Source organism: Mycolicibacterium septicum DSM 44393, from assembly GCF_000455325.1.
GTDB classification, from domain to species: domain Bacteria; phylum Actinomycetota; class Actinomycetes; order Mycobacteriales; family Mycobacteriaceae; genus Mycobacterium; species Mycobacterium septicum.
The window spans coordinates 3,826,493-3,847,374 of sequence record NZ_HG322951.1 but is presented as its reverse complement, the minus strand read 5'-3'; the positions used below and the strand labels follow the sequence as shown (position 1 = coordinate 3,847,374).

The window sequence follows — 20,882 nt, the reverse complement described above, 5'->3', positions numbered from 1 at the left end:
TAATATTCCACGGATTCAGTAAGTAAGTCGTATCCGTACACCGGCTGTCAAGCTTTTGGCGCGATTGACTGTGTCGACGCTCACATTTATGGTTGCCCGGACGGTGGAGTGTCATTTCCACGATGAGGAATTATGCTGCTAGCCATGGAGAGCTACCGATGACAGCCGACGCAGGGGAGCGGTCCAACCAACCCGAATTCGACCTGGTGGTCCGTGGCGAGCGCACGCTGACGACCGCGGGGATCGTCGCCCGCGAGATCGGTATCCGCGACGGTCGCGTCGTTGCGATCGAGCCGCTGGGGAGCGGCCTCACCGGCGCGGAGATCGTCGAACTCACCGACGCGCAGGTCATGATTCCCGGCCTGGTCGACACGCACGTGCACGTCAACGAGCCGGGCCGCACCGAGTGGGAGGGGTTCGACTCGGCTACCCGCGCAGCGGCGGCGGGCGGGGTGACCACGCTGATCGACATGCCGCTGAACTCGATTCCGCCGACGGTCAACGTCGAAGCGCTTAACGCCAAGCGCGCGGCCGCATCGGGCAAGACGCACATCGATGTCGGTTTCTGGGGCGGCGCGATCCCCGGCAACACCGACGATCTGCGCGGTCTGCACGACGATGGCGTGTTCGGATTCAAGTGCTTCCTACTGCACTCCGGCGTCGACGAATTCCCGCATCTCGACGCCGACGAGATGGAGAAGGACATGGCCGTGCTGGCCGGCTTCGACTCCATGATGATCGTGCACGCCGAGGACTCCCGCGCTATCGACCACGCCCCGTCGGCAGAGGGGGACCGGTACGAACGCTTCCTCGCGTCGCGGCCGCGCGGCGCCGAGAACGTGGCGATCGCCGAGGTGATCGAGCGCGCTCGGTGGACCGGCGCCCGCGCGCACATTCTGCATCTGTCGTCGTCGGACGCCCTGCCGATGCTCGCGACTGCCAAGCGCGACGGCGTCAGGATCTCGGTCGAGACGTGCCCGCACTACTTGACGCTCCTCGCCGAGGAGATCCCCAATGGCGCAACCGCGTTCAAATGCTGTCCGCCGATCCGTGAGGCGTCGAATCGGGAACTGCTCTGGCAGGGCCTGCTCGACGGCACGATCGACTGCATCGTCTCTGACCACTCACCGTCGACGGTCGACCTGAAGGACCTCGAGAACGGTGACTTCGGCGTTGCATGGGGCGGCGTCGCGTCGCTACAGCTCGGTCTGTCGTTGATCTGGACCGAGGCCAAGCGTCGAGGAATCAAACTGGAGCAGGTGCTCGAGTGGATGGCGGCCAAACCCGCCGCACTCGCCGGCCTGAACAACAAGGGCAAGATCGCACTCGGCTACGACGCTGACTTCGCGATCTTCGAGCCCGAGTCTGCGCAGGTCGTCGACGTGCACAAGCTGCACCACAAGAACCCGATCACCCCGTACGACGGACGTGCACTCGCCGGCGTCGTGACGAGTACCTGGTTGCGCGGCAAGAAGATTGACTTCCAGACCGCACAGGGCCGAATGCTGCGCCGCGGCGGCGTTTAGTGCGAGGCTAGAGAGCGAGGCGGTGGCAGCGCACAGATCGAGCCATCGACCAGCACCTCGGGATCAGACGCTCACTTCAATGGCTCAGGCGTGAAGGTGACATCGACTCCGCCTACGGTCATCGTCACCTGACCCTCGATCATCATCACCTGGGCCGAGACCCGTCGATCGACGGTCTGGGCCAGCTGCTGCACCGGTGCGTGCGGTATCTGCACCACCGATAGGTTCGCCAGCCCCGCCACTTTGGGGCCGACGGTGCGCCACCAGGTGGCCACGCCGGCGGCAAACGGAAACAGCAGCACCTGGTCGGCCTGGCTGGCCGCCTTGCCCAAGACGCGGTCGTCGGGCTGGCCGACGTTGATCCACTCCAAGATCCGGCCGGTGTAGTCGGCGAGCCGCAAGTCCGGTACGCCGGGGGTGGACAGGCCCGCCCCGAACACCAACTCACCGTCGACGTTGCTGAGCCGGTGTGCGCGCAGCCCAAACGCCAACAACCGCACGACCATCCGCTCATCGGTCTCACTGGGATGACGGGCCACGGTCAGCGTGTGATCGGCGTAGTAACCGTGATCGACATCGGAGACGCCAAGTTCGACTTTGAATACTGTTGCAGAAAGGGCCACGTCATAGTGTCCACCCGGGTGGTTTCCCCCGACTAGTCGGGCCGCTTTGAGGCCGCGCTGGCCGTCGGCGCGTAGCACAGCGGGTGCGAGGCGGAGGCGCCGTCGTCGATGTCGTCATCGGCGATGGCTAAGGTCAGTTGATCACGGTGTCGGCGGGCGCAGTGGCAGGACACGAGGCCCCTGCGGCGTGTCTGGCAACAGCGCGAACACGATGGAGGAATTCAGCGAGGTGAGTCAGGCATTGCATAGAGACTCGCAATGGTAGCTGTGTCGGCGCTGGTGCTTTCGGGTAAGGGCGGAACAGCGAAAACGCTATGGCAGATGATGCTGGCGGGGGAGGCCTCGCGGGCCGGGATCTCCGCGTTGTTGGTCGACGCAGACCCAGAGCGAAATCTGTCCAACCACTTCGGAGTGTCGCAGCATTCGACCGGCTTGGGTTCAGTGCTGGAGGATGCCGATATCAGTTTCTGGGGGAATCCCGACAAGGGCGCGAAGCGAATCGATGAGGAGATCATTGAAACCAGATGGCCCGGCATCGATTTGCTGCCCGCAGGTGCTTCGTTAGGCCGTGTTGCCGGCTTCGGCGTACCGGACACCGGATTGTTGCGGGCCATCTTCGACGCTGCCGGCATCTTTGGCCGTTATGACATTGTCTTGATCGACACCGGCGGCCGGACTGGCTCTCTGGAAGCCCTGGCAATGCATCTAGGTGATGTTGCGTACGCGCCGATCGCGCCGACCCTCGATGCGGTACGCAAAGCCCGCGAGGCCCGTGACAGGGTTGAGCGCATCCAACGGACACATCCACTCAGGTGGTGTGGTGTCGTTTTATCCGGTTTCGACAGCAGAAACGGCATCGACCAGTCGATCAAGGAACAGGTACAGACGGAATTCGGCGACGAGGTCCGTGCTGAGCTGCCACGGCGGGCCATCATCAATGAGGCGTTTCAACTCGGAAACCGACTCGGTGATTACTCCGACGCAACCGCGCAGAATCTCGCGCGAATCTTCCGAGATTTCCTGGAACACGACCTGCTGGGGCGAAAACCGAGAAACCGGTAACGGCCGCGAAACATGGTGGGGAACAACGTGATGGGGTTCGTTCTATGCCGTGTGACTCACGCCAAAACGATTGCAACGCCGATGATCGCGATCCACGCTACGCCCAGTACCTGCAACACGCGGTCTTGCAGAACGATGTCTTCGGGCTCGCCGGCAACGCCACCGTCGACGTCAACTGCGTAGCGCAGGACTGCGATGGTGATCGGGACCATCGAGACGGCAAACCATGACCCGGAATGGCCGTCGCGCTCGAATGCCCACAGCCCGTAGCACACGACGACGGCGGTGGCGGACATCGTCCACACAAACCGCAGGTACGTATCGGTATAGCCCTCCAGCGATTTGCGGATCTTCGCACCCGTCCGCTCAGCGAGTTGAAGTTCGGCATAGCGTTTGCCTGCAACCATGAACAGCGATGCGAACGCCATCACCAACAAGAACCACTGCGACAGCGGGATACCCGTCGCCGCACCACCAGCGATCGCTCTCATCAGGTAGGCCGAGGAGACAATGCAGATATCAAGCACGGCTTGATGTTTGAGACCGAAGCAGTAGCCGAGCTGGATCGCCAGATAGACCCCGATCACGAGCGCGAGGGATGGCGCAATCGCCGCCGAGATCGCCAGCGTGGTCACGGCGAGCACGATTGCCAGTGCGTACGCGAGAGCAGGGGAGACCACCCCAGCGGCGATAGGCCGGAAGCGCTTGGTCGGATGCTGGCGGTCGGCCTCCACATCACGGGCGTCATTGACGAGATAGATCGAGGATGCAGCCAAACTGAACGCCACAAACGCGACACCTACTTTGAAGAAGAGATCACCGTAGTCGTAGTGGACATCGCCGCCGAGAGTCGCCAGAGGTGCAGCCACCACCAGGACGTTCTTGATCCACTGCCGAGGTCGCAAGGCTTTGATGATGCCGACGGCCAGGTTGGGGGGCGGCCCGACTTGGGTCGGTGCTTGTTCGGTCACAAGTGGTGATTATTGCTGGGGGCTTCCAGAGCACGTCCTATGACGCGCCCGACGATCGGGCCGCTGCCCGACGGGGAGTCGCCAGTGACGTTGTTTTGCATGTACGACAGTGGCGGGAGTTGGGCGGAGAGGCGATCCTGTCTGTCGATGGAGTCGCGGTCGACCACAGGCGCATGCCAAGACCGACGCCGGGCGATTCGGCATCCCACCTTCAGGGTGCGCCATCTGTGACCGCGCTACGCGGCCTCAGGGGACAGGTGCGCCCCGAAGGTAGTTGATTGCCGCGGCCAGGCGCACGGGATCGTCGCCGAATGCACCTAATCCAGCATTACACGACGGGCACAACAATCCGCGAACTGCGCCGCTGACGTGATCGTGATCGACCGCCAAGGGCACTTTCGCGAGCGGTTTGCCGTCCGTGCGCGGACGACCGCCGACACGTTTCAGATCAATCGCAGTTTCATCTCGTCCGCAGATGGCGCAACGGTATTCCTGCGCCGCCCGAAGAGAATCGTATTCCTCGGGCGTGATCCGATACTTAGCCCACAGATTTGCACGCCGAACCTCTCGGGGGTCTTGCAGAAGCCGCCGGGACCGTTGGTAGCACGCCCCACATAACGGATCGGGCCGTAGCCGCACTATCTGTTTTCGGGGTTTCAATTTGCCGCACCCGTCGAGTGGAGAACAGCGGAGGAACCCTGCATCTGATCTCGCCGTCAACACTGGGTCGGCCATGTATCGACTCTGGCAGGAGGGTCCGACTACTGGTAACCCTCCGTATTCGATTCCGCCGTATTCCTCGCTGAACGACGGTGCGGTGAGATCCCGAGAACAGTCCGGCGGAGGTGATTGAGCGGTCCCGTCGCCACTGCGATGCAACGAAGATGGCATGAATGCCCGACCGGTGTCTCGTTTGCTGGATGCGCAGTTTCCGACCCGGCTATCGAATTCGGCTTGAAAAGTTCTTAGGCACTATTTTTTGGCTTGCTGCATCATGTCGAGCATGTGGTTGCGTCGTTCGTTGGTGAGATAGGCGGCGGCGGAGAACCATCCGCCGTCCACGACGATGTCGGTGCCCGTGATGTAGGAAGATTCGTCGCTGGCAAGAAACAGCGCTGTGTTGGCGATTTCTTCTGGTTCGCCCATGCGGCGCAGCAGCACGGTGTCGTTCATCTGCTGGTCGACCACGGCCTTGAGCGCGGGGTTGGATTGCATGGGGGCTGTCATCTTGGTTTTGATGAATCCGGGTTGTATGACGTTGCAGCGGATGCCCCAGTCTGCGTAGATGTAGGCCGCTGAGCGGGACAGACCTTCCAATGCCCACTTGGATGAGGAGTAGGCAGTGGAGAAGGTTCCTGAAAGTCCGCCGACGGAACCGATATTGACGATCGAGCCGCCACCGGAGTCGCGGATCAGCGGTGCGCAGGTCTTCATGCCGACCATGGTGGCGGTGACGTTGATTTCGAAAACCTTGTTCCAGGCATCGAGGTCGACGTCGGGGAGCATGACGAGATCGTTGCTTCCGACGACATTCATCAGGATGTGCAATCCACCGAACTGATCCTTGGCCTGCTGGACTGCTGCCTCCCACTGTTCGTGCGCGGTAATGTCCAGGGACACAAACGCTGCCTTGCCGCCGGCGTCGGTGATCTCCTGCACGATCGGGTCGGCTAGTTCTTGGTGACGCGCGGCCACCAGAACAGCTGCGCCTTCCTTGGCGAACAGGCGGGCCGACGCGCCGCCCATACCGCCGGTAGCGCCGGTGACCAATGCAACCTTGCCTTCAAGCCTCACTTCTGACCTCCTGATCGTTGGGATTCGAGAGTTATTGCTGCACAGTGGTATCGAACTGGAGGAAGCCGCGCACCCCCATCCCGCGCATCATTGCGGCTACGGGCTTGGGTAACTGCTCTAAACCTTCGTCACCGAGGTGTCGTGGGTTGGCGATCGTATATCGCTTGCCCGCACGAGCCATCTGTCCGTGGCCGACCGTCAAGAGATTCTGCGCCCATTGAGGGCTGTCGCTGTAGGCGTAGGCGGCGATGTACCCGCCGGGGACGGGGTAGGCCTGGACCGGGCTGGCGTAGGGGTTTCCGCTTTTCCGCCCTGTGTGATGCAGTACTGCCAGGGGTGGCAGGTATCCGGCGACCGGCCGCAGGACGGGGTTGAGGTAGCGCGGCAGGACGCGCAGTGGTCGTGGCAGTGGCATGGTGCCCTCCGTTCGGGTTACGTTCGGTGCCAGTCTGTTCAGGCGATGTCGCGTCTACGAAATCCGGCGAAGGCAACGACGGTCAGTAGGCCGAACACCACGGCGACTATCGCCAGGCTGGTCCAGTGCGGGGATGCGGTGATGTTGGGGACGTGGTGTAGCGGGCTGATCGACAGCGCCCATTCGGGCAGTTTGAAGGTGGGACCGAGGATGGTCAGGCCGAAGGCGGCAATGATGGCTCCCCAGCCGGCCAGCCGTATCGCGGGCCGGGCACCGACGGCAGCCGCGCCTACGGCGATCAGCGTCCACACCGCCGGAATGGTGACGGCTGCTTGGGCGAGCACGTCGCCGAAGGCGATACCGGTGCTGGCGGCGACCAGGCCTATGACGCTGGCGGCGATGAGCAGGCAGACCGCGGGTGTCAGGTAGGCGATGACGAGGTTGGAGGCCAGGTAGGTCGGCCGACGCAGCGCCCCGGCGAGCAGAGGTTCGACGCGGAAGTTGTTCTCCTCGATAATGATCCGGTTGACGATCTGGACGCCGGCAATCGCGGCGATCAGCCCGATCATCTGCAGCAGGGTCACCAGGAACGCGAACGTTAGGTTCGAGGCGTCACCTCCTCCGGCGGCCAGCACACCGGTCAGGGAGGTGTTGGTGGCGAGCAGGTCGGTGATGGAGGTGGCCAGGTAGCCGAAGATGACCCCCAGCCCGGCGAACGCGATCAGCCAGGTGATCAGCGAGCCGCGATTGAGGCGTATCGCCAGACCCCAGACGTTGGCGACGGTGCCTCCGCGGGCGGGTCCGGGCCGTCCCGCGATGATGCCGGCCCCGTAGTCTCGGCGGGCGTCCAGCGCGAACCCGACACCGATTAGTACGAGTGCCAACGCCAGCGCGAGCAACAAGGGCCAGGGATTGTTGTCGGTGGCGGGCCGGACGTGTTCGAGCCAGCCGAACGGGGTGGCCCAGGACGCCCAGTCGGGGGCGTCGATAGTGTCGATGAATCCACGCAGCACGAAGCAGATCCCCAGGACGGCGATGGCGATGCTGCTGGCCGAGCGGGCCTCGGAGCCCAGCTGCACCGCGACGGCGGCGACACCGGTGAACATCAACCCCGACGCGGTGAACGTGGCCGCCAACAACAGGGAGGGCACCACCGCGCCGCCGACGGCGATGGTCACCACAAAGCACACGACTCCGACCGCGAATGAGGCGAGGCTGGGCAGGGCAACCGAGACAGCCAGCCGGGCTTGGCGGCCCATCACCCCGGAGGCCAGCAGTTCAGCTTGCCCGGAGTCCTCATCGGCGCGGCTGGTCGCCACCACGGTGAGGATCGCCATCAGTGCGGTGAAAAACGTGCCCAACGCGCCGGAGCGCCACGCGTTGAACCCGTCGTTGGTGAGCAGGTCACGGGCGGGTCCGAAGATCAGCGACAGCGCCGGGTTGGCCCCGAGCGCACCGGCGAGTTGTTGGCGGTCGGCCAGGTCGGGAAACACCAACCGGTAGGCCAGGATTGACGAAGCCGACAGGGCGGTGACACCGAGGATCCAGGGGGCAATACTGCGGGCGTTGGTCCTGGCGGTGACCGGCAGCAGCGTCCGAGCCCCGGTGACTGCACTCATAGTCATGGCTGTCCGGTGGTGGTGTACTGCTGCAGGAACAGGTCTTCCAGCGAGGGCGGGGTCACGGTCAGGTTGGTCATGTCGTAGCGCACGAGGTCAGCCATCGCAGCGTTGATCTGGCCGTTGTCGACCGTGGCGGTGAAGCGGTTGCCGTCCAGTCGGGGGTAGCGGATACCGCGCAGTTCCCGCAGATCCCGCGGCGGCCTACCCAGGGTGGCGGTGATGGTGGCGCGGGTCTGCCCGCGCAACTCGTCGAGGGATCCGGTCTGCACCACCCGGCCGGAACGGATGATGCTGACTCGGTCGGCCAGCGCTTCGACCTCACTCATGATGTGACTCGACAGCAACACGGTGCGCCCACGGGCTTTATCGTTGGCGATCTCCTGCTGAAAGACGGCCTCCATCAACGGATCCAATCCCGAGGTGGGTTCATCGAGGATGAGCAGCTCCACATCAGAGGACAGCGCGGCGATGATGGCGACTTTCTGGCGGTTGCCTTTGGAGTACTGCCGGCCGCGTTTGGTGGGGTCGAGTTCGAACCGCTCGATCAACTCCGCGCGGCGAGCCTCGTTCAGCCCGCCACGCAGGTTGCCGAGCAGGTCGATGGCCTCTCCGCCAGACAAACTGGGCCACAACACCACATCGCCGGGCACATACGCCAGCCGGCGGTGAAGTTCGACGACGTCACGCCACGGATCCCCACCGAGCAGCGATAGCGTGCCGGCGTTGCGGCGCAATAGGCCCAACAGCACGCGGATGGTCGTGGACTTCCCGGCCCCGTTCGGGCCAAGAAAGCCATGGACCTCCCCTTGGGAGACGGTGAGACTCAATCCGTCCAGGGCGGTGAACGCCCCGAATTTCTTGACCAGGCCCTCGATGTGGATCGCGGACAGGCGGTGTCCGGTCATGTGGTCCCCTGTCGTGGTGTGGTCATGCCGCAGCGGGTGCGGTCGCGGGTCGCGGAGGCCATTTGCGGCCGGCCAACCACGGCAACAGCAACAGCAGCACCGGGTCGATGGCTTGGATGACGATCGCTGCCGGCAGCGAGACGGTGCCGTGTGACAGTCCGAGCAGTAGCGCCAGCAGAATCGCCTGGGCCAGGATTGAGGCGATCAGGATAGCGGCCAGGACCGGGTAGGCCAGCAGCTTGTTCTTACCGAAGAAGATGACGAACACCCACACCGACAACGGAATGAAAATCACTGTGGCGGTCAATGTTCCCGGTGAGTAACCCATCGGGGTGAACATGCCGCCGATGTGGCTCAGTGCGTTGGTGAACAACAGACCGACCCCGGTCAGCCCGACCGCCGGGTTGCGGCGGCACCACAGCGCGGCGATCGGCAGCACAACCCAGATGAACGGAATATTGACCGCGACAAAGAACGACGGCACCAGTGGGCAACCATCCACGGAGTCGAAACCGTATTGGGCACATGCGGTGACCGGGAAGTGGAAAGCGCGGCCTTTGGCGTCGATGCCGTATTCCTCGAAGTTGTGCAGCAGGTAAGCCACCACCATCAGCCACGCCAGCCACACCGGATCCCGCCACCGCGAAACACCTACACGGTCACGGAACGTGTCGGTGAAGAACAACAGCAGGAGCAGGACGGTCGCTGCACCCAGGCCGACTGAGCTCCAATAGCGTTCAAACCACTCCCACATGGGAACGTCCCCTCCGGTCTGGGCTGTTCAGATCGGCAGCTGGTGCTGCTCGGCGGTGGGCGGCCGGGTGGCCCACCAGGTCGCGGCGGCCACCAACGCTTGCGCGGGGATGCGGGCGATGACCAGCTTGGGGTCCACGCCGAGTGCGCGCATCTGGTCGGGGTGGCGGGTCTGGGCGACCGCGGCCGGCAGGGTCGGCACCAACATCGCCAGGTTGGTCCACCGGGCCAGCCCGCGCAGTCGGGGGATGAACATGCTGATCCCGCCGACGAACTGAATCACCGCGGTGACTGCGCTGATCGGTTTGCGCCACTTCGACATTGATTCCGGCACCAGGCTTTCGAAGAACTCGTGTTTGACGACGTGGGCGATGCCGGCGCCGGTGAACGCCGTTCCCAGCACGATGCGGGCCGTGCGGGTCGGATCTGGTGTGGTCATGGTGTGGCCTTCTTTCGAGTCGTGGTTTTGGTCTTGATTTTGGGCGGCGGTGAGGGGAGGGCGACTGCCCGCAGGAACGCACCGGCGAAGATGTCGCAGACGCCATCAAGGTCGGGCAACTCGATACCAGGAATGCGGCCCATGGTCGGCCGCGTCAGCATGTGGACTGACACCGGGGCGATGAGCAACTGCAGCAACACAACCAACGGCATCTCCCGGATATGGCCTGCCTCAATTTCTGCGGTGAGCCACGCGCCAATGCTGGCTAGCAGCCGAGGTGCATTGTGGCTCAGCAGGTTCTGAATGGCTGGGCTCTCCGGGCGAGCCAGCGCCTCGGCCAACAACGCCGGCGCCACCCGGGGTTCAGCGGCCAGAGTGTGGACGATCATCCCGTACAACCGGCGCACCGTGGCGGCCAGGTCGCCGTGGTCACCGTCGAAAAAGTCCTCGATCTGCAGCAGCGGGCTGTGCCGCTCGAACAGCGCCCGCAACAGCTCATCGCGGCCGCCGAACACCGCGTACAGGCTGTGCACCGAGCACTGCGCCCGCGCTGCGATGGCTTCCAGGGTGGCCGCCGCCAGGCCCTGGGCATCGATCAATTCCGCGGCGGCATTCAGCGCGCGGGTGCGTACCGGTGCTTGCCCGCCGGGATCGACCCCGGCGGCCCGGACTGCCGCATCCAATGCCGCGCGGGTACCACCCAGTCGGCGGATCAGGGTGGAGCGCGAGATTCCGGCCTCGCGGGCGATAGCGATCACCGGCACGTCGGCGACGTCTTTACCCAGGGAACGGGCAGCCCGCAAAGCCGCCTGCACCAAATCGTCTCCGACGGCCACCGCGCCATCGGATGCCGACGTCTGTGAGTCAGTTGCTTTGGTGGGCATAGTCAGGGCACGCGTTGGGTGAAACATGTGGTATCTCAGTCATGGTCGCCGAGCATCATCAGTTGGATAGCGCCCGACGGCACACCCACCCAGTCGGTGGCCTCGATCTGCCGGTAGAGCTCACGCAGTTCGGCGCGCATCGCCGGGATCTGTTCGCGAGGCGCATCGGTGGCATGAAAGGAATAGCCCGGCAACGTCGCGTTCGGATCCACCTGTTCGCCGGCGCCGACGCGTGCTTGCATCGCTTCCAGCAGTTTGTTGTGGATCGCGACATGCTCGGGAGCGCCCAGCGCCCACTCCTTGAACAGCTCGAAGGTGGGGAAGGTATAGAACCACAACGTCAGACCCTGCTCGTCGCTCAGACCCAAGAATTTGGGGCCGATGATCGGAAATCCGCCGGTGATGTTGTGCCAGGACAACATCTTTCCGGTCTTTATCCAGTTCTCTTCGATCGCGGCGACTTCCTCGCTGAAATCACACTCCTCCAGCCACTGCGGACACGGCCCGATCTGACCACGCAGAAACATCTTCCACTCCAATTTCATTGTCATGCTGAGGATTACAGGTACGGGAAGTGCGCGTCGACATCCTCACGCAGCACCTTGGCCACATCCGGGAACAGCTCCCACCGCTCCTTGTAGAGGTCGATGAGCTTCTCTGCGGTATCGGCAGGTTCATCTGGGGTGATGATGTCGAACGACCGCACCCGCGCCACCGTCTCCTTGAGATGGGTCGCCTCGTCCTCGCCGTGCGGGGAGCGCATGTGCACCGCATAGTCGTCGACGCTGTTGAATTTCACCCACGCCGCATCGTGGAATCCGTCCTCAGCAGGCCCCGCATAACGACCGGCAGCGCCGTCCTCGATGTACGGAGCGGCGGCGAAATAAGCGCTGAGCATCCCCGCGAACTCCTCGAACTGCTCCTGCGACGGCTTCTGCCGGTAGCCGTGATACGCGATGTGAAAGATCGCCATGAAAAGAGCCTTCCTCGGTCGCGTCCACCTGGCGGCAGACAAGACCGTTCAGCGAAACGCGTCTGCGTATTGAAACAGTACTAACTGTAGGGCGTATCTGTGTATCAGCACAAGGGTGCGCTGCGAGATGAGTGTCGACCGCGCCGATCGGGACTGGGTTGCGACATTCCGCTAACCGGGGCCTCGCGCACGCCGGACTCGCTGGGCCCTGCCTCTTGAGGGCTCTCGGGGGGTGGACCGTGCGGGAGCGAGGGACTCCTGCCCCGTCAAAAACGTCCTGTCCCGCAACAACTAATCAGCAGGCAAGTGGGACTGAATGTCCGTCGCACTGTCGGATGTTTCCAAAGCGTCGATTCCACGAAGCCGCACCGACCACCGCTGGTAGGCGGCCTGCCGTGAGATGCCCAGTGTCGCTGATATTTTCATCCACGATAGGCCAGCGTTCCGTCCTTGCAAAACTACCTGAGTGAGCTGTCCTTCAGCGGCATGAACTGCACGCTGCGCTTCATTTAGGTCATTTGCCGCCGCGCGAAGGGAGTCAATGTGGCGGTCGTAGGGCCGAACCGGTGGATCGAGGTCGAACAGGGTGGGCTCAGCCGTATCGCTATTCGGTTCGTCCGCATCGTCGGTAGGGCGATCTTCGGGTGATTCGGTCGTCATGGTTCGGCCGGATGCTTTCGTTGAGGGATTGGTTCGGTCAGTGGTGGATGCGTACATCGCCCAGGTGTTGCCGGCTTCTGCGGCGTGTTTCTGGGTGACTTGGTCGCTGTAGCCGAGCATTTCGGCGACCAGGGGAGGAGGTATCTCAGATACGAGTTCACGCAGGGCCGTGTTGCGTGAGCCGAGCAGCTTGATGCCGAGCCGGCGCAACCGCAGCATGATCGACTGGGGGTCGATGTGTCGGCCGGGCCGGGTGCTCGGGAAGAGCCACGGTGTGCCGATGGCTCCGCCGGTGGTGCGCTGATTGGGCCGGTTGTGGAGGTGGTAGTGCAGTTGTGAGGCGAAGGGTTCGGGGACCGGGATGGGTTCTTTGCCGAGCGCGATGCGTGTCTCGCCGTCGATCCGTGCAATGGCGGTGGTCTGCAGGCCAGCGATCTTGGTGAGGGGTTGGGCGTAGAGCAATAACAGGATGCCGGCGACTCGGTAGGGGAGGCTTTCGGAGTCGCCGGTGAGTAGTTCTTTAAGCCACGCAAGGCGCTGGTCTTGGGTGATCAAGGGGGTTGTCCTGGCTTGTCGGAACCCGATCTGGACCGAATTATTGATCTTGCTGCGTTTGGCCCACACGAAGAATGTTCGGATCAAGTGTCGGGTGGTCGGCCCCGACGCAAGGTAGGCGTCGACGTCCTGTTGTATGCAGGTCGATGCGGTTCGACCGTGTGTCTGCTCGAGCCAGGTCAGGAATTTGATGGTTTCGGTGATTTCCTGTTGCGCTGCGCGTTTGGGCCCATCGGTTCCTTGGCCGGGCTTGGATTCACCGCGCAGCCGGCGTAGATGGTGCCAGGTCGCGAATTGCTCAACCGGGCCCCGTACCGTCGGTGAGGCGACGGCGTCGAGTTTGGCGGCCAGCCATGCTTCGAAACGTGCAAGGTGTTCGTCGCGTGGCGGGAGCATCCCGTGGTGCTGCAGCAGGCTGCGGAGGTGCTCAACGTGGCGGCCAGGACCCGCTGCGGTGAGGCCGTCGTGGGTGAGAGGTATTGCACCAGAGGTGATTCCGCCGAGCAACTGAAGTACCTGGATATTGCGTTTCCAGGTGAGGATGCTTTCGGGTCGGTCGACGCCGCAGAGAACTTCGAGGAAGGTTTCCATCGCCGCCGGATCGGCGGGATGGTGCAGCAGGACTTTGCACAGGTCATCGCGTAGGGCGCATCGGGCGCATTCGCCGCGGCGGTAGATTTCGCCTTCGTGTCCGCAGGTTCGGCAGGTGAAATCGCCGGGGATGCCGGCACAGTTCAAGCAGACTGGCCTCGGATCGGTGCGGTTGCAGCGGCCGGGGAGCACCCCATCGTGTCCACAGATCGGGCAGATGCCGTGAGTGCGCATAGCGGTGTAGAAGCAGCTGTGACAGAGCTGGTCGCCCGGCCAGTAGACCCGCAACTTGTTGGCTTTGCGGTGACACCGGCCGCATTCTTGGTGGCCTGTGGTGACCGGCGGCCGTCCGCGGCGACGGGAACGAGGTGTGGGGTTAATCGGTGCCATCTGTGATGACCCGGGCCCGCCGTGGCCGGACGGCTTTGTTGAGTTCGACGACATTTGGCGGTGGAACGGGAGCAGCACCGGATGCGGTCTTCCGGCGGCGCGCGTCAGTTGCGGTGACGGTGACTAGGTCTTCCACGCCGCAGCCGAGAATGTCGCAGAGTGCGGCCATCAATTGCAGCGAAATGCGTTCTGGCCGTTGGTGAACGACGCGGTAAACCTGAGGCCGGGAGAGCTGGATTCCCCGTTCTGCAAGCCGCGGGATCAAGTCGGTACTGTTGTGCATGCCGTGGGCGGCCATGAGTTCGGCGAGGCGCCAGGTGTAGTCGACTTCGCGTTTCACGAGCTTTCCTCCCCGAAGGAGAGTGCATCTTTGATGGTCTGGTCGAGCATGCGGCGGACCGTGCGGGTCCGGTAGTCGCTGGACACGCCGGTGTATAGCGCTGTCGTGCTGGCGAAGTCGTGGCCAGCCTGGTCCTGGACGAATTTGGCGTCCCAGCCGTCTTCGATGAGGTGGGTGATGTGGGAGCGGCGAAACGAGTGCAGGTCCAGACCGCTCGGCAGATCCAGTTCGTCGCAATAGCGACGGAATCGACTCAGTAGGGTGTTCTCGGCAACCAGGGAACCGCGCTCGCTCGGGAACAGATCAATGCCGTCGGCGATATACGGCTGGCCGTGGGTGAGCCAGTCTGCGATGACCTCGGGTGTCCAGTCGAAAACAGTCAACACGGTGCGTCGTTTCGGCGGGGAACCTTTCTTCGCCTTGCCGTATCGGATTAAGACCGCTCCATAGCTGCCGAATTCGCGAGCATGGGGATTGCGCGAGAAATCGATTGTCTGCAGGTGACGCAGTTCGTTGAAGCGCAGACCGTAGGAGTAGGCGATCTTGAACATCACCGAGTCGCGGTAGGCCGGCAGCCAGCCTTTCTTCCGCGAGTTGGCGATCAGTGTCACTTGATCGTCGGCGTGATCGAAGAAGTGCTGCAACTCCTGTTTGCTGAAGGGGCGCTTCTCTGGATCTTGCTCGTTGTCTTGGACGTGGGTCGCGCTGTTCCAGGCGAAAAATACCTGTGCTGGGTGTGTGCCGAAACGCTGCTCGCAGACCCGATCCCAGCCGTAGTCTGGGTCGGCGATGTACGAGCAGAACAACCGCAGGCCGTTCTGATAGCCGCGGGACGTCGACTGTGCGCGGCCTTTGATGCCGCGCAGATCGGCGAAGAACTCCTCAACGACCGCTGGCGTCCAGGACCAGGGGAACTCATTGGAGTGGGCAATGAAGCGCCGAACCAGGGCGATGCGCTTATCGATGGTGTCGTGGGCGAGGTTGCGGCACAGTTGCTGGTTGCGCCACCCATCGAGCATTTCCTCGACGGTTTGGGCCTCGGGATGCAACAGAGGAACTGAGCCAACGAGGAACACGCGGCCGCTCTTGTCGACGGGCAAATCAGCCTCCCAGCCTGTCTCATCTGATGCATCATTGAATCATCTAATGAATCATTACCACATCGACGCAGGTAGGTCCATCGCAAAACGAAGTTCATTCGCCGCGTGTCGCGTGGAGCGACCGGGAAGGCGGCAACGCATACTCGCTACAGTCGACGGTAACCTGTTGTGTTCCTCGCCATTTGGCCGAGTTGCACAGATCCGGTGGGCGAGAGTCACATGGCGTGTTCGTGATTCATCTGATGAAAACCGAGTACTTAAGTTGACATAGTGTAGCTTATCGGCACATTGATATACAGGGCTGACACCGTGGCCAGCGGCGTAGAGTCGCTTGTCCGATCCGGAACTAGTTGAGAGCATTCCGGGAAAACGTGAGAGCTGTCCGATTCCGCCCTGTTTTCCGGAACTATCTGAGAGTTGAGCTGGCCCTGGTGGCTGAGTGCTTTTCCGGCGAGGCGTCCACGTTGGGTCGCCGGCGCGGCGCTGATTCCGCGACTACCTGACAGTGCCGGATTACCGTTCCAGAACCATGTGAGAGCGCCGGATTCGATGGCCTTTCGCCTACCGCACCGTCCGCAGGCGCCCCCGCCGCTCCCGGTCCCCGCTGCAACTTATCTGTCACGTGACGTTAATGCCTGGTGTGGCTGGGATGTCGAAAGAAAGTGAATTGCCTTTTCGACCAGAGGATTTCGGGGTGAATGGGAATGGGCTGGCGGGGTCTCGGCAATTGTCAAACGTTGCGGACTGGGGGCGAGAGTCGCCCGGCTGCGTGATCGCCGGGGGCGTCGACCGCTCGGTGCGTTGACCGCAAGAAGTGACGCCCAATCACAGTTGAGTGCGAATGCGAATGGGGTCAGGATGGTGGAATGGCGATCCGGAACTGGCGATACCTGGGACTTACCGTGGCGATCTGGATCCATGTCGCTGAAGAGTTGCCGCGCTTTCCCGATTGGGCGTCACGGCACTTCGGTGGCACCTTCAGTACCCGGTTCTTCATCGTTTCGCATGCAACTACGTTGTTGCCGGCGATCACGGCCGCCGGGCTAATGCCTGCGCGGAATCCGCGGAGCGAGCTGGGCAACTGGTTGGCGACCTCAACGGCGGCAGGAATGCTCGCCAACGCTATCTTCCACGCCGCAACGACCTTACGCTGGCGTGAATACTCTCCAGGCGTAATCTCAGCCGTCACCCTAATTGGACCGACCGCAACCCAGACGCTGATGCTAACCAAGGAGGCTGGGATCAAAGGAAAACGCCGTGGCGCAGCCGTACTGGCCGGCACGCTGCTCAACCTCGGCGCTATTGCTTTGCTCTATCGCGAGAACCCGACGCTGGAGCGCGCTTCGCAGTCGGCATGAGAGGAATCTCTACTTTTTGGCCTTGTTGGCTGGATGTCGAAGGGAACCTTCTCAGCCATTGGATTCCGGACCTAATGGGGCTAGATGGGGATCAGCGGAGTCCGTAGTGCTTGCGCAGATCCTCACCGGCGATGGTGTTGCCGGCCGCATAGTCGGCGTCGGCCTGCGTGAGCTCGTGGTTGAGGTTCGAGATGCGCGTCTGGAGTACTTGCGTTTTGCATTGGTCGAACGTGATACGTCCGGCGGCGAACTCGATGAGTCGGAGCATCGACTTGCGATCAGGTGTTGCACCTTCGAGCACGCTGCTGACGATGGCGTCGTGCACCGCGCGCTTCTGGGCGGCTGACAGATCGCTGCCGTGCAGGAGCTCGGCCAGGACGGTCAAGCTGTCGGGTTCATCGTCGGCGCTCTCGCGACTCACTCCGACAGTCTATGTCGGAGACAGACATCCACTTTTGGTTGGTTAAGGATTCAGTAAGATGACCGGTGTGGGAAAGGCCCAGGTGTGGATCACGTTGGATCGGGACGTGCTAGCTGCGGCAGATGTAGACGCTCAAGCGGCTGGGCTCAACCGGTCCGAATTGGTCGAGCAGGCCTTGCGTCACGAACATCTCCGGATCACGCTGGAGGGCTACGCGGCCACGACTGTACGGGAACTCCATATCGACGACTACGCGCACAGAATCTACCGGATCAACCGGGCTTCGGATCTGTGATCGCGCTTTTGGGAGCCTGCAGCCACTTCCGTCACTGTGACACTTCCCCACTTCCGATATCTCGGGAAAGTTACTGCCGCACTGCATTATTGGCACATTTGATGGATAAGATTGATTATCCATCTTTCTTGCGTCAGCGTTGACACATGGTCGTCAGCCACGGACCCCCGCCTGCCTCGCCTGTCCCTGTAGCGACGACTGAGGCATCTGCCGATGCGCTGCCGGTCTGGTTTGTCGAGTTCCTCAATGATCGGCAGACCCGCAAACCGTCCGCACACACGATGAAGGCGTACCGCCAGGACTTTGTAGCCATAGCATCGCTGGCCACCGGCGGCGATCCCGCTCGACTCGCCATATCTGACATAACGAAGGACTCGATGCGGGCCGCGTTCGCCGCCTATGCGCGCGACCATGAAGCCGCTTCGATCCGGCGATGCTGGTCCACGTGGAATGTGCTGTGCACATTCCTGTTCACTTCTGAACTGCTGACCGCGAACCCAATGGCGTTGGTCGGTAGACCGAAACTCGCACGGTCGCTGCCCAAGGCGCTCCCCCGCGCTGCGGTCGGCGCATTACTACACGCTGTCGCAGAGGATGTGGGCTCGCCACGTCAAACTGATTGGGCTGAAAGGGATCTGGCGATCATTCTCACGGCTCTGTTGGCGGGCTTGCGCGCGGAGGAAATGCGCCAGGCTGACATCGGCGATGTGCGCACTGCCAAGGACGGTGCGGGGATCATCCAGGTGAGAGGCAAGGGCGGCAAGGATCGGGCGGTACCGGTTGAGGCCGACTTGCTGAGAGTCATTGAAGCCTATCTCGACAGTAGAGCGACCCGATTCCCCGATGCCGTCAAACGTCGCGCATCCCCCACGCTGGGTCTGTCTCGGTGGCCGGCTCGTTCACCTCTGTTTGTTGGGCGTGACGGCGAGCGGATCACGCGTGGCACGGTGCAGTCTCGTATTAAGCGTGCGTTCAAGCTTGCAGGCCCCGATGCCCAGCCGGTCCCTGGGGCCATGGTGCATGGATTGCGGCACACCTACGCTACTGAACTGGCTAGCGCGAACATCAGCGTCTACACGTTGATGAAGCTACTCGGCCACGAATCAATGACCACGTCTCAGCGTTACGTCACCGCAGCGGGAAATGAAACACGAACCGCCGCAGCGCAAAACTACCTCTATACGTTGGTGGCAGATATTGCGGGACCGGGGAACCGATGACTAGCTGGTACAGGCTTACAGGCTTACAGGCTTACAGGCTTACAGGCTTACCGCTGCGGGCGGTCCAGCGGGAGGGTCAGCTTCTGTGTCGTCACAGCAGTCGCAGCTACCCGCATCGCCGGGTTGATCCCCCACGGTGTCCAGGGTCAGGAGCTGGGCTGCTGGCCTGGGACCAATAGGGCTTCCGCAGCATGCATCGGTAGCCGGTGGCGGGGCGCCGATGTCGAGGTGGTGTGCGGTCGTGTTTGTCACCGGTGAGGCGGTCAGGCCGGGTAGGGGTTGGGTGCGTGCGGCGCGGATGGCGTTGAGGATGACCAGGACTTCGGCGAATTCGTGGATGAACACGACGGTGGCCAGGCCGAGTACCCCGAAGGCAGCCAGCGGAATCAGGGCTCCGATGATGGCCAGCGAGAATCCGATGTTCTGCACCATGATTTTTCGGGCGTGCCGGGAGTGGGCAAGGACTTGGGGGAGGTGGCGCAGGTCTTCCCCCATGAGTGCGACGTCGGCGGTTTCGATGGCGACGTCGGTTCCCATGGCGCCCATGGCGATTCCAATGTCGGCGGTGGCCAGCGCGGGGGCGTCGTTGACGCCGTCGCCGACCATGGCGATCGGTTTGCCGGCCGCTAACTCGGGCAGTAGCCGGGCCTTGTCTTCGGGCAGTAGCTCGGCGTGCACGGTGGTGATGCCGGCTTGGGCTGCCAGGGCGTCGGCGGTGCGCTGGTTGTCGCCGGTGAGCATCGCCACCCGGATCCCGATCCGGTCCAAAAGCTGCACGGCCTCAGAGGCTTCGGGACGAAGTTCATCGCGGACGGCGATGGCGGCGACGACATGGCCGTCGTGTTCGAGAACGACGACGGTGGCGCCCTGACCTTGCAGGCGTGCGACCTCGTCGGTAAGTGGGCCGGGTGGGATCCAGCTGGGCTTGCCGAGGCGGATGGTGGCACCGTCGAGGTGGCCCTGGATTCCGTGACCAGGGATCGCGGTCACCTCGCTGGCGGGGGTCGCGTCGTCGGCGGCGGCCAAGATCGCTTGCGCGAGTGGATGTTCGCTTCGGGCCTCCAGGGCGGCAGCCGTGCGCAGCGCCTCCGTCTCGGTGATGCCGTCAACCGTGATTGTTGCGACGACTTGTGGTTTGTTGCGGGTGAGGGTGCCGGTCTTGTCCAGGGCGATGACCTTGATGCGGCCGAGTTCTTCGACCGCGGCCCCGCCTTTGACCAGGGCACCTTGGCGGCTGGCGGCGCCGATGGCCGCGACCACCGTCAGCGGCACCGCGATCGCCAACGCGCACGGGGAGGCTGCGACCAGCACCACCAGGGCGCGTTGCAGCCAGAGCATCGGATCCCCAAGTAGCGCACCGAGACCGGCGATCGCCGCGGCAAGCACCACGATCGCCGGTACGAGGGGTCGCGCGATCCGATCGGCCAGGCGTTGCCCGGCGCCTTTGCGTTCCTGGGCTTCCTCGACGATATGCACGATGCGGGCCAGGGAACTGTCGGCGGCCAGTGCACTGACCGCGACTTCGATGGCACCGCCGCCGTTGATCGCTCCGGCGTGCACATCGCTGCCGGGACCGGCCTCGACCGGGACCGACTCACCGGTGATCGCCGACAGGTCGAGGCTGGTGCGGCCCGAGGTGACGGTGCCGTCGGTGGCGGCGCGTTCCCCGGGCCGCACCACCATCACTTCGCCGATCACCAGATCCTGTGGTGACAAGGTGATTTCACGGCCACCCCGGATGACGGTGACTTTGGGTGGCACCAGCGACAACAGGGCACGCAGGCCGCGGCGGGTGCGGGTGACCGCGTAGTGTTCGAGCCCCTCGGCGATGGAGAACAGGATGCCCAGCAACGCGGCTTCGGCGATCTGGCCGAGCGCGACCGCCCCGACCGCGGCGATCGTCATCAGCGTGCCCACACCGATGCGGCCGTGCCGCAGGTTGCGCAGCGCGTCGGGAACGAACGTCGACGCGGCCGCCAGGACGG

General features: G+C 63.2%; 21 protein-coding genes and 1 pseudogene. 5 read left to right on the top strand and 17 right to left on the bottom strand.

Annotated features, from left to right (window positions below):
- Window positions 1-158 precede the first annotated feature (158 nt).
- Window positions 159-1,526, top strand: a complete 1,368-nt coding sequence (gene allB, locus TX88_RS18085; RefSeq protein WP_044518586.1) for an allantoinase AllB — start codon at window positions 159-161, stop codon at window positions 1,524-1,526.
- Window positions 1,527-1,597: 71 nt separating this feature from the next.
- Here allB and TX88_RS18080 read toward each other — a convergent pair whose 3' ends face one another.
- Window positions 1,598-2,149, bottom strand: coding sequence for a YaeQ family protein (locus TX88_RS18080; protein ID WP_044518585.1), 552 nt, complete (start codon window positions 2,147-2,149; stop codon window positions 1,598-1,600).
- Window positions 2,150-2,407: 258 nt separating this feature from the next.
- On the opposite strand from TX88_RS18080, the gene TX88_RS18075 reads away from it, so the two are divergent.
- Window positions 2,408-3,211: a ParA family protein gene (locus TX88_RS18075; RefSeq protein WP_044518584.1), complete on the top strand. Its 804-nt coding sequence runs from the start codon at window positions 2,408-2,410 to the stop codon at window positions 3,209-3,211.
- Between the two features lie 56 nt (window positions 3,212-3,267).
- Here TX88_RS18075 and TX88_RS18070 read toward each other — a convergent pair whose 3' ends face one another.
- From TX88_RS18070 to TX88_RS18005, 14 genes and pseudogenes are all read right to left on the bottom strand, one after another.
- On the bottom strand, window positions 3,268-4,182 hold the full coding sequence (locus TX88_RS18070) for a decaprenyl-phosphate phosphoribosyltransferase (protein WP_044518583.1): 915 nt from the start codon (window positions 4,180-4,182) through the stop codon (window positions 3,268-3,270).
- A 246-nt stretch (window positions 4,183-4,428) separates the two neighbouring features.
- Complete coding sequence (locus TX88_RS35745) at window positions 4,429-4,917, bottom strand: endonuclease VII domain-containing protein (RefSeq protein WP_084621930.1); 489 nt, start codon at window positions 4,915-4,917, stop codon at window positions 4,429-4,431.
- A gap of 237 nt (window positions 4,918-5,154) precedes the next feature.
- On the bottom strand, window positions 5,155-5,976 hold the full coding sequence (locus tag TX88_RS18060) for an SDR family NAD(P)-dependent oxidoreductase (protein WP_044518582.1): 822 nt from the start codon (window positions 5,974-5,976) through the stop codon (window positions 5,155-5,157).
- Window positions 5,977-6,007: 31 nt separating this feature from the next.
- Window positions 6,008-6,391 (bottom strand): nitroreductase family deazaflavin-dependent oxidoreductase, encoded by a 384-nt coding sequence (locus TX88_RS18055; RefSeq protein ID WP_044518581.1) that lies wholly within the window; start codon window positions 6,389-6,391, stop codon window positions 6,008-6,010.
- A 38-nt stretch (window positions 6,392-6,429) separates the two neighbouring features.
- Window positions 6,430-8,016 (bottom strand): ABC transporter permease, encoded by a 1,587-nt coding sequence (locus TX88_RS18050; protein WP_044518579.1) that lies wholly within the window; start codon window positions 8,014-8,016, stop codon window positions 6,430-6,432.
- On the bottom strand, window positions 8,013-8,918 hold the full coding sequence (locus TX88_RS18045) for an ABC transporter ATP-binding protein (protein WP_044518578.1): 906 nt from the start codon (window positions 8,916-8,918) through the stop codon (window positions 8,013-8,015). The genes TX88_RS18050 and TX88_RS18045 overlap by 4 nt, the downstream gene beginning before the upstream one ends.
- Window positions 8,919-8,940: 22 nt before the next feature.
- Entirely contained in the window at window positions 8,941-9,672 is a 732-nt protein-coding gene (locus TX88_RS18040) for an HXXEE domain-containing protein (protein ID WP_044518577.1), read from the bottom strand.
- A gap of 27 nt (window positions 9,673-9,699) precedes the next feature.
- On the bottom strand, window positions 9,700-10,110 hold the full coding sequence (locus TX88_RS18035) for a DoxX family protein (RefSeq protein ID WP_044518576.1): 411 nt from the start codon (window positions 10,108-10,110) through the stop codon (window positions 9,700-9,702).
- The gene (locus TX88_RS18030) at window positions 10,107-10,994 is read right to left on the bottom strand and encodes a TetR/AcrR family transcriptional regulator (RefSeq protein WP_044518575.1); all 888 of its coding nucleotides are present in this window, start codon (window positions 10,992-10,994) and stop codon (window positions 10,107-10,109) included. Before TX88_RS18030 ends, TX88_RS18035 begins: the two co-directional genes overlap by 4 nt.
- 35 nt (window positions 10,995-11,029) lie before the next feature.
- A complete protein-coding gene (locus TX88_RS18025; protein WP_044518574.1) occupies window positions 11,030-11,545 on the bottom strand; it encodes a hypothetical protein in 516 nt (171 codons plus the stop codon).
- An 8-nt stretch (window positions 11,546-11,553) separates the two neighbouring features.
- Window positions 11,554-11,967 (bottom strand): hypothetical protein, encoded by a 414-nt coding sequence (locus TX88_RS18020; RefSeq protein WP_044518573.1) that lies wholly within the window; start codon window positions 11,965-11,967, stop codon window positions 11,554-11,556.
- A gap of 705 nt (window positions 11,968-12,672) precedes the next feature.
- Window positions 12,673-14,007, bottom strand: a pseudogene (locus TX88_RS18015) (hypothetical protein); the annotation flags it as partial.
- A 142-nt stretch (window positions 14,008-14,149) separates the two neighbouring features.
- Entirely contained in the window at window positions 14,150-14,503 is a 354-nt protein-coding gene (locus TX88_RS18010) for a helix-turn-helix domain-containing protein (RefSeq protein ID WP_044518572.1), read from the bottom strand.
- A complete protein-coding gene (locus TX88_RS18005; protein WP_210741278.1) occupies window positions 14,500-15,603 on the bottom strand; it encodes a tyrosine-type recombinase/integrase in 1,104 nt (367 codons plus the stop codon). The genes TX88_RS18010 and TX88_RS18005 overlap by 4 nt, the downstream gene beginning before the upstream one ends.
- Window positions 15,604-16,469: 866 nt before the next feature.
- Here TX88_RS18005 and TX88_RS18000 point away from each other — a divergent pair.
- The gene (locus TX88_RS18000) at window positions 16,470-16,961 is read left to right on the top strand and encodes an HXXEE domain-containing protein (protein WP_019344576.1); all 492 of its coding nucleotides are present in this window, start codon (window positions 16,470-16,472) and stop codon (window positions 16,959-16,961) included.
- Between the two features lie 91 nt (window positions 16,962-17,052).
- On the opposite strand, the gene TX88_RS17995 is transcribed toward TX88_RS18000, so the two are convergent.
- Window positions 17,053-17,382 carry an antitoxin VbhA family protein gene (locus TX88_RS17995; RefSeq protein WP_019344577.1) on the bottom strand — a complete coding sequence of 110 codons (330 nt, stop codon included), beginning with the start codon at window positions 17,380-17,382 and terminating at the stop codon, window positions 17,053-17,055.
- 58 nt (window positions 17,383-17,440) lie between these two features.
- Between TX88_RS17995 and TX88_RS17990 the strand changes: the two genes are divergently transcribed.
- Entirely contained in the window at window positions 17,441-17,677 is a 237-nt protein-coding gene (locus TX88_RS17990) for a ribbon-helix-helix protein, CopG family (protein ID WP_019344578.1), read from the top strand.
- A 146-nt stretch (window positions 17,678-17,823) separates the two neighbouring features.
- Window positions 17,824-18,897 (top strand): tyrosine-type recombinase/integrase, encoded by a 1,074-nt coding sequence (locus TX88_RS17985; protein WP_019344579.1) that lies wholly within the window; start codon window positions 17,824-17,826, stop codon window positions 18,895-18,897.
- A 39-nt stretch (window positions 18,898-18,936) separates the two neighbouring features.
- Here the strand turns inward: TX88_RS17985 and TX88_RS17980 are convergent.
- A partial coding sequence (locus TX88_RS17980) for a heavy metal translocating P-type ATPase (protein WP_044518571.1) occupies window positions 18,937-20,882 on the bottom strand: 1,946 nt, incomplete at its 5' end.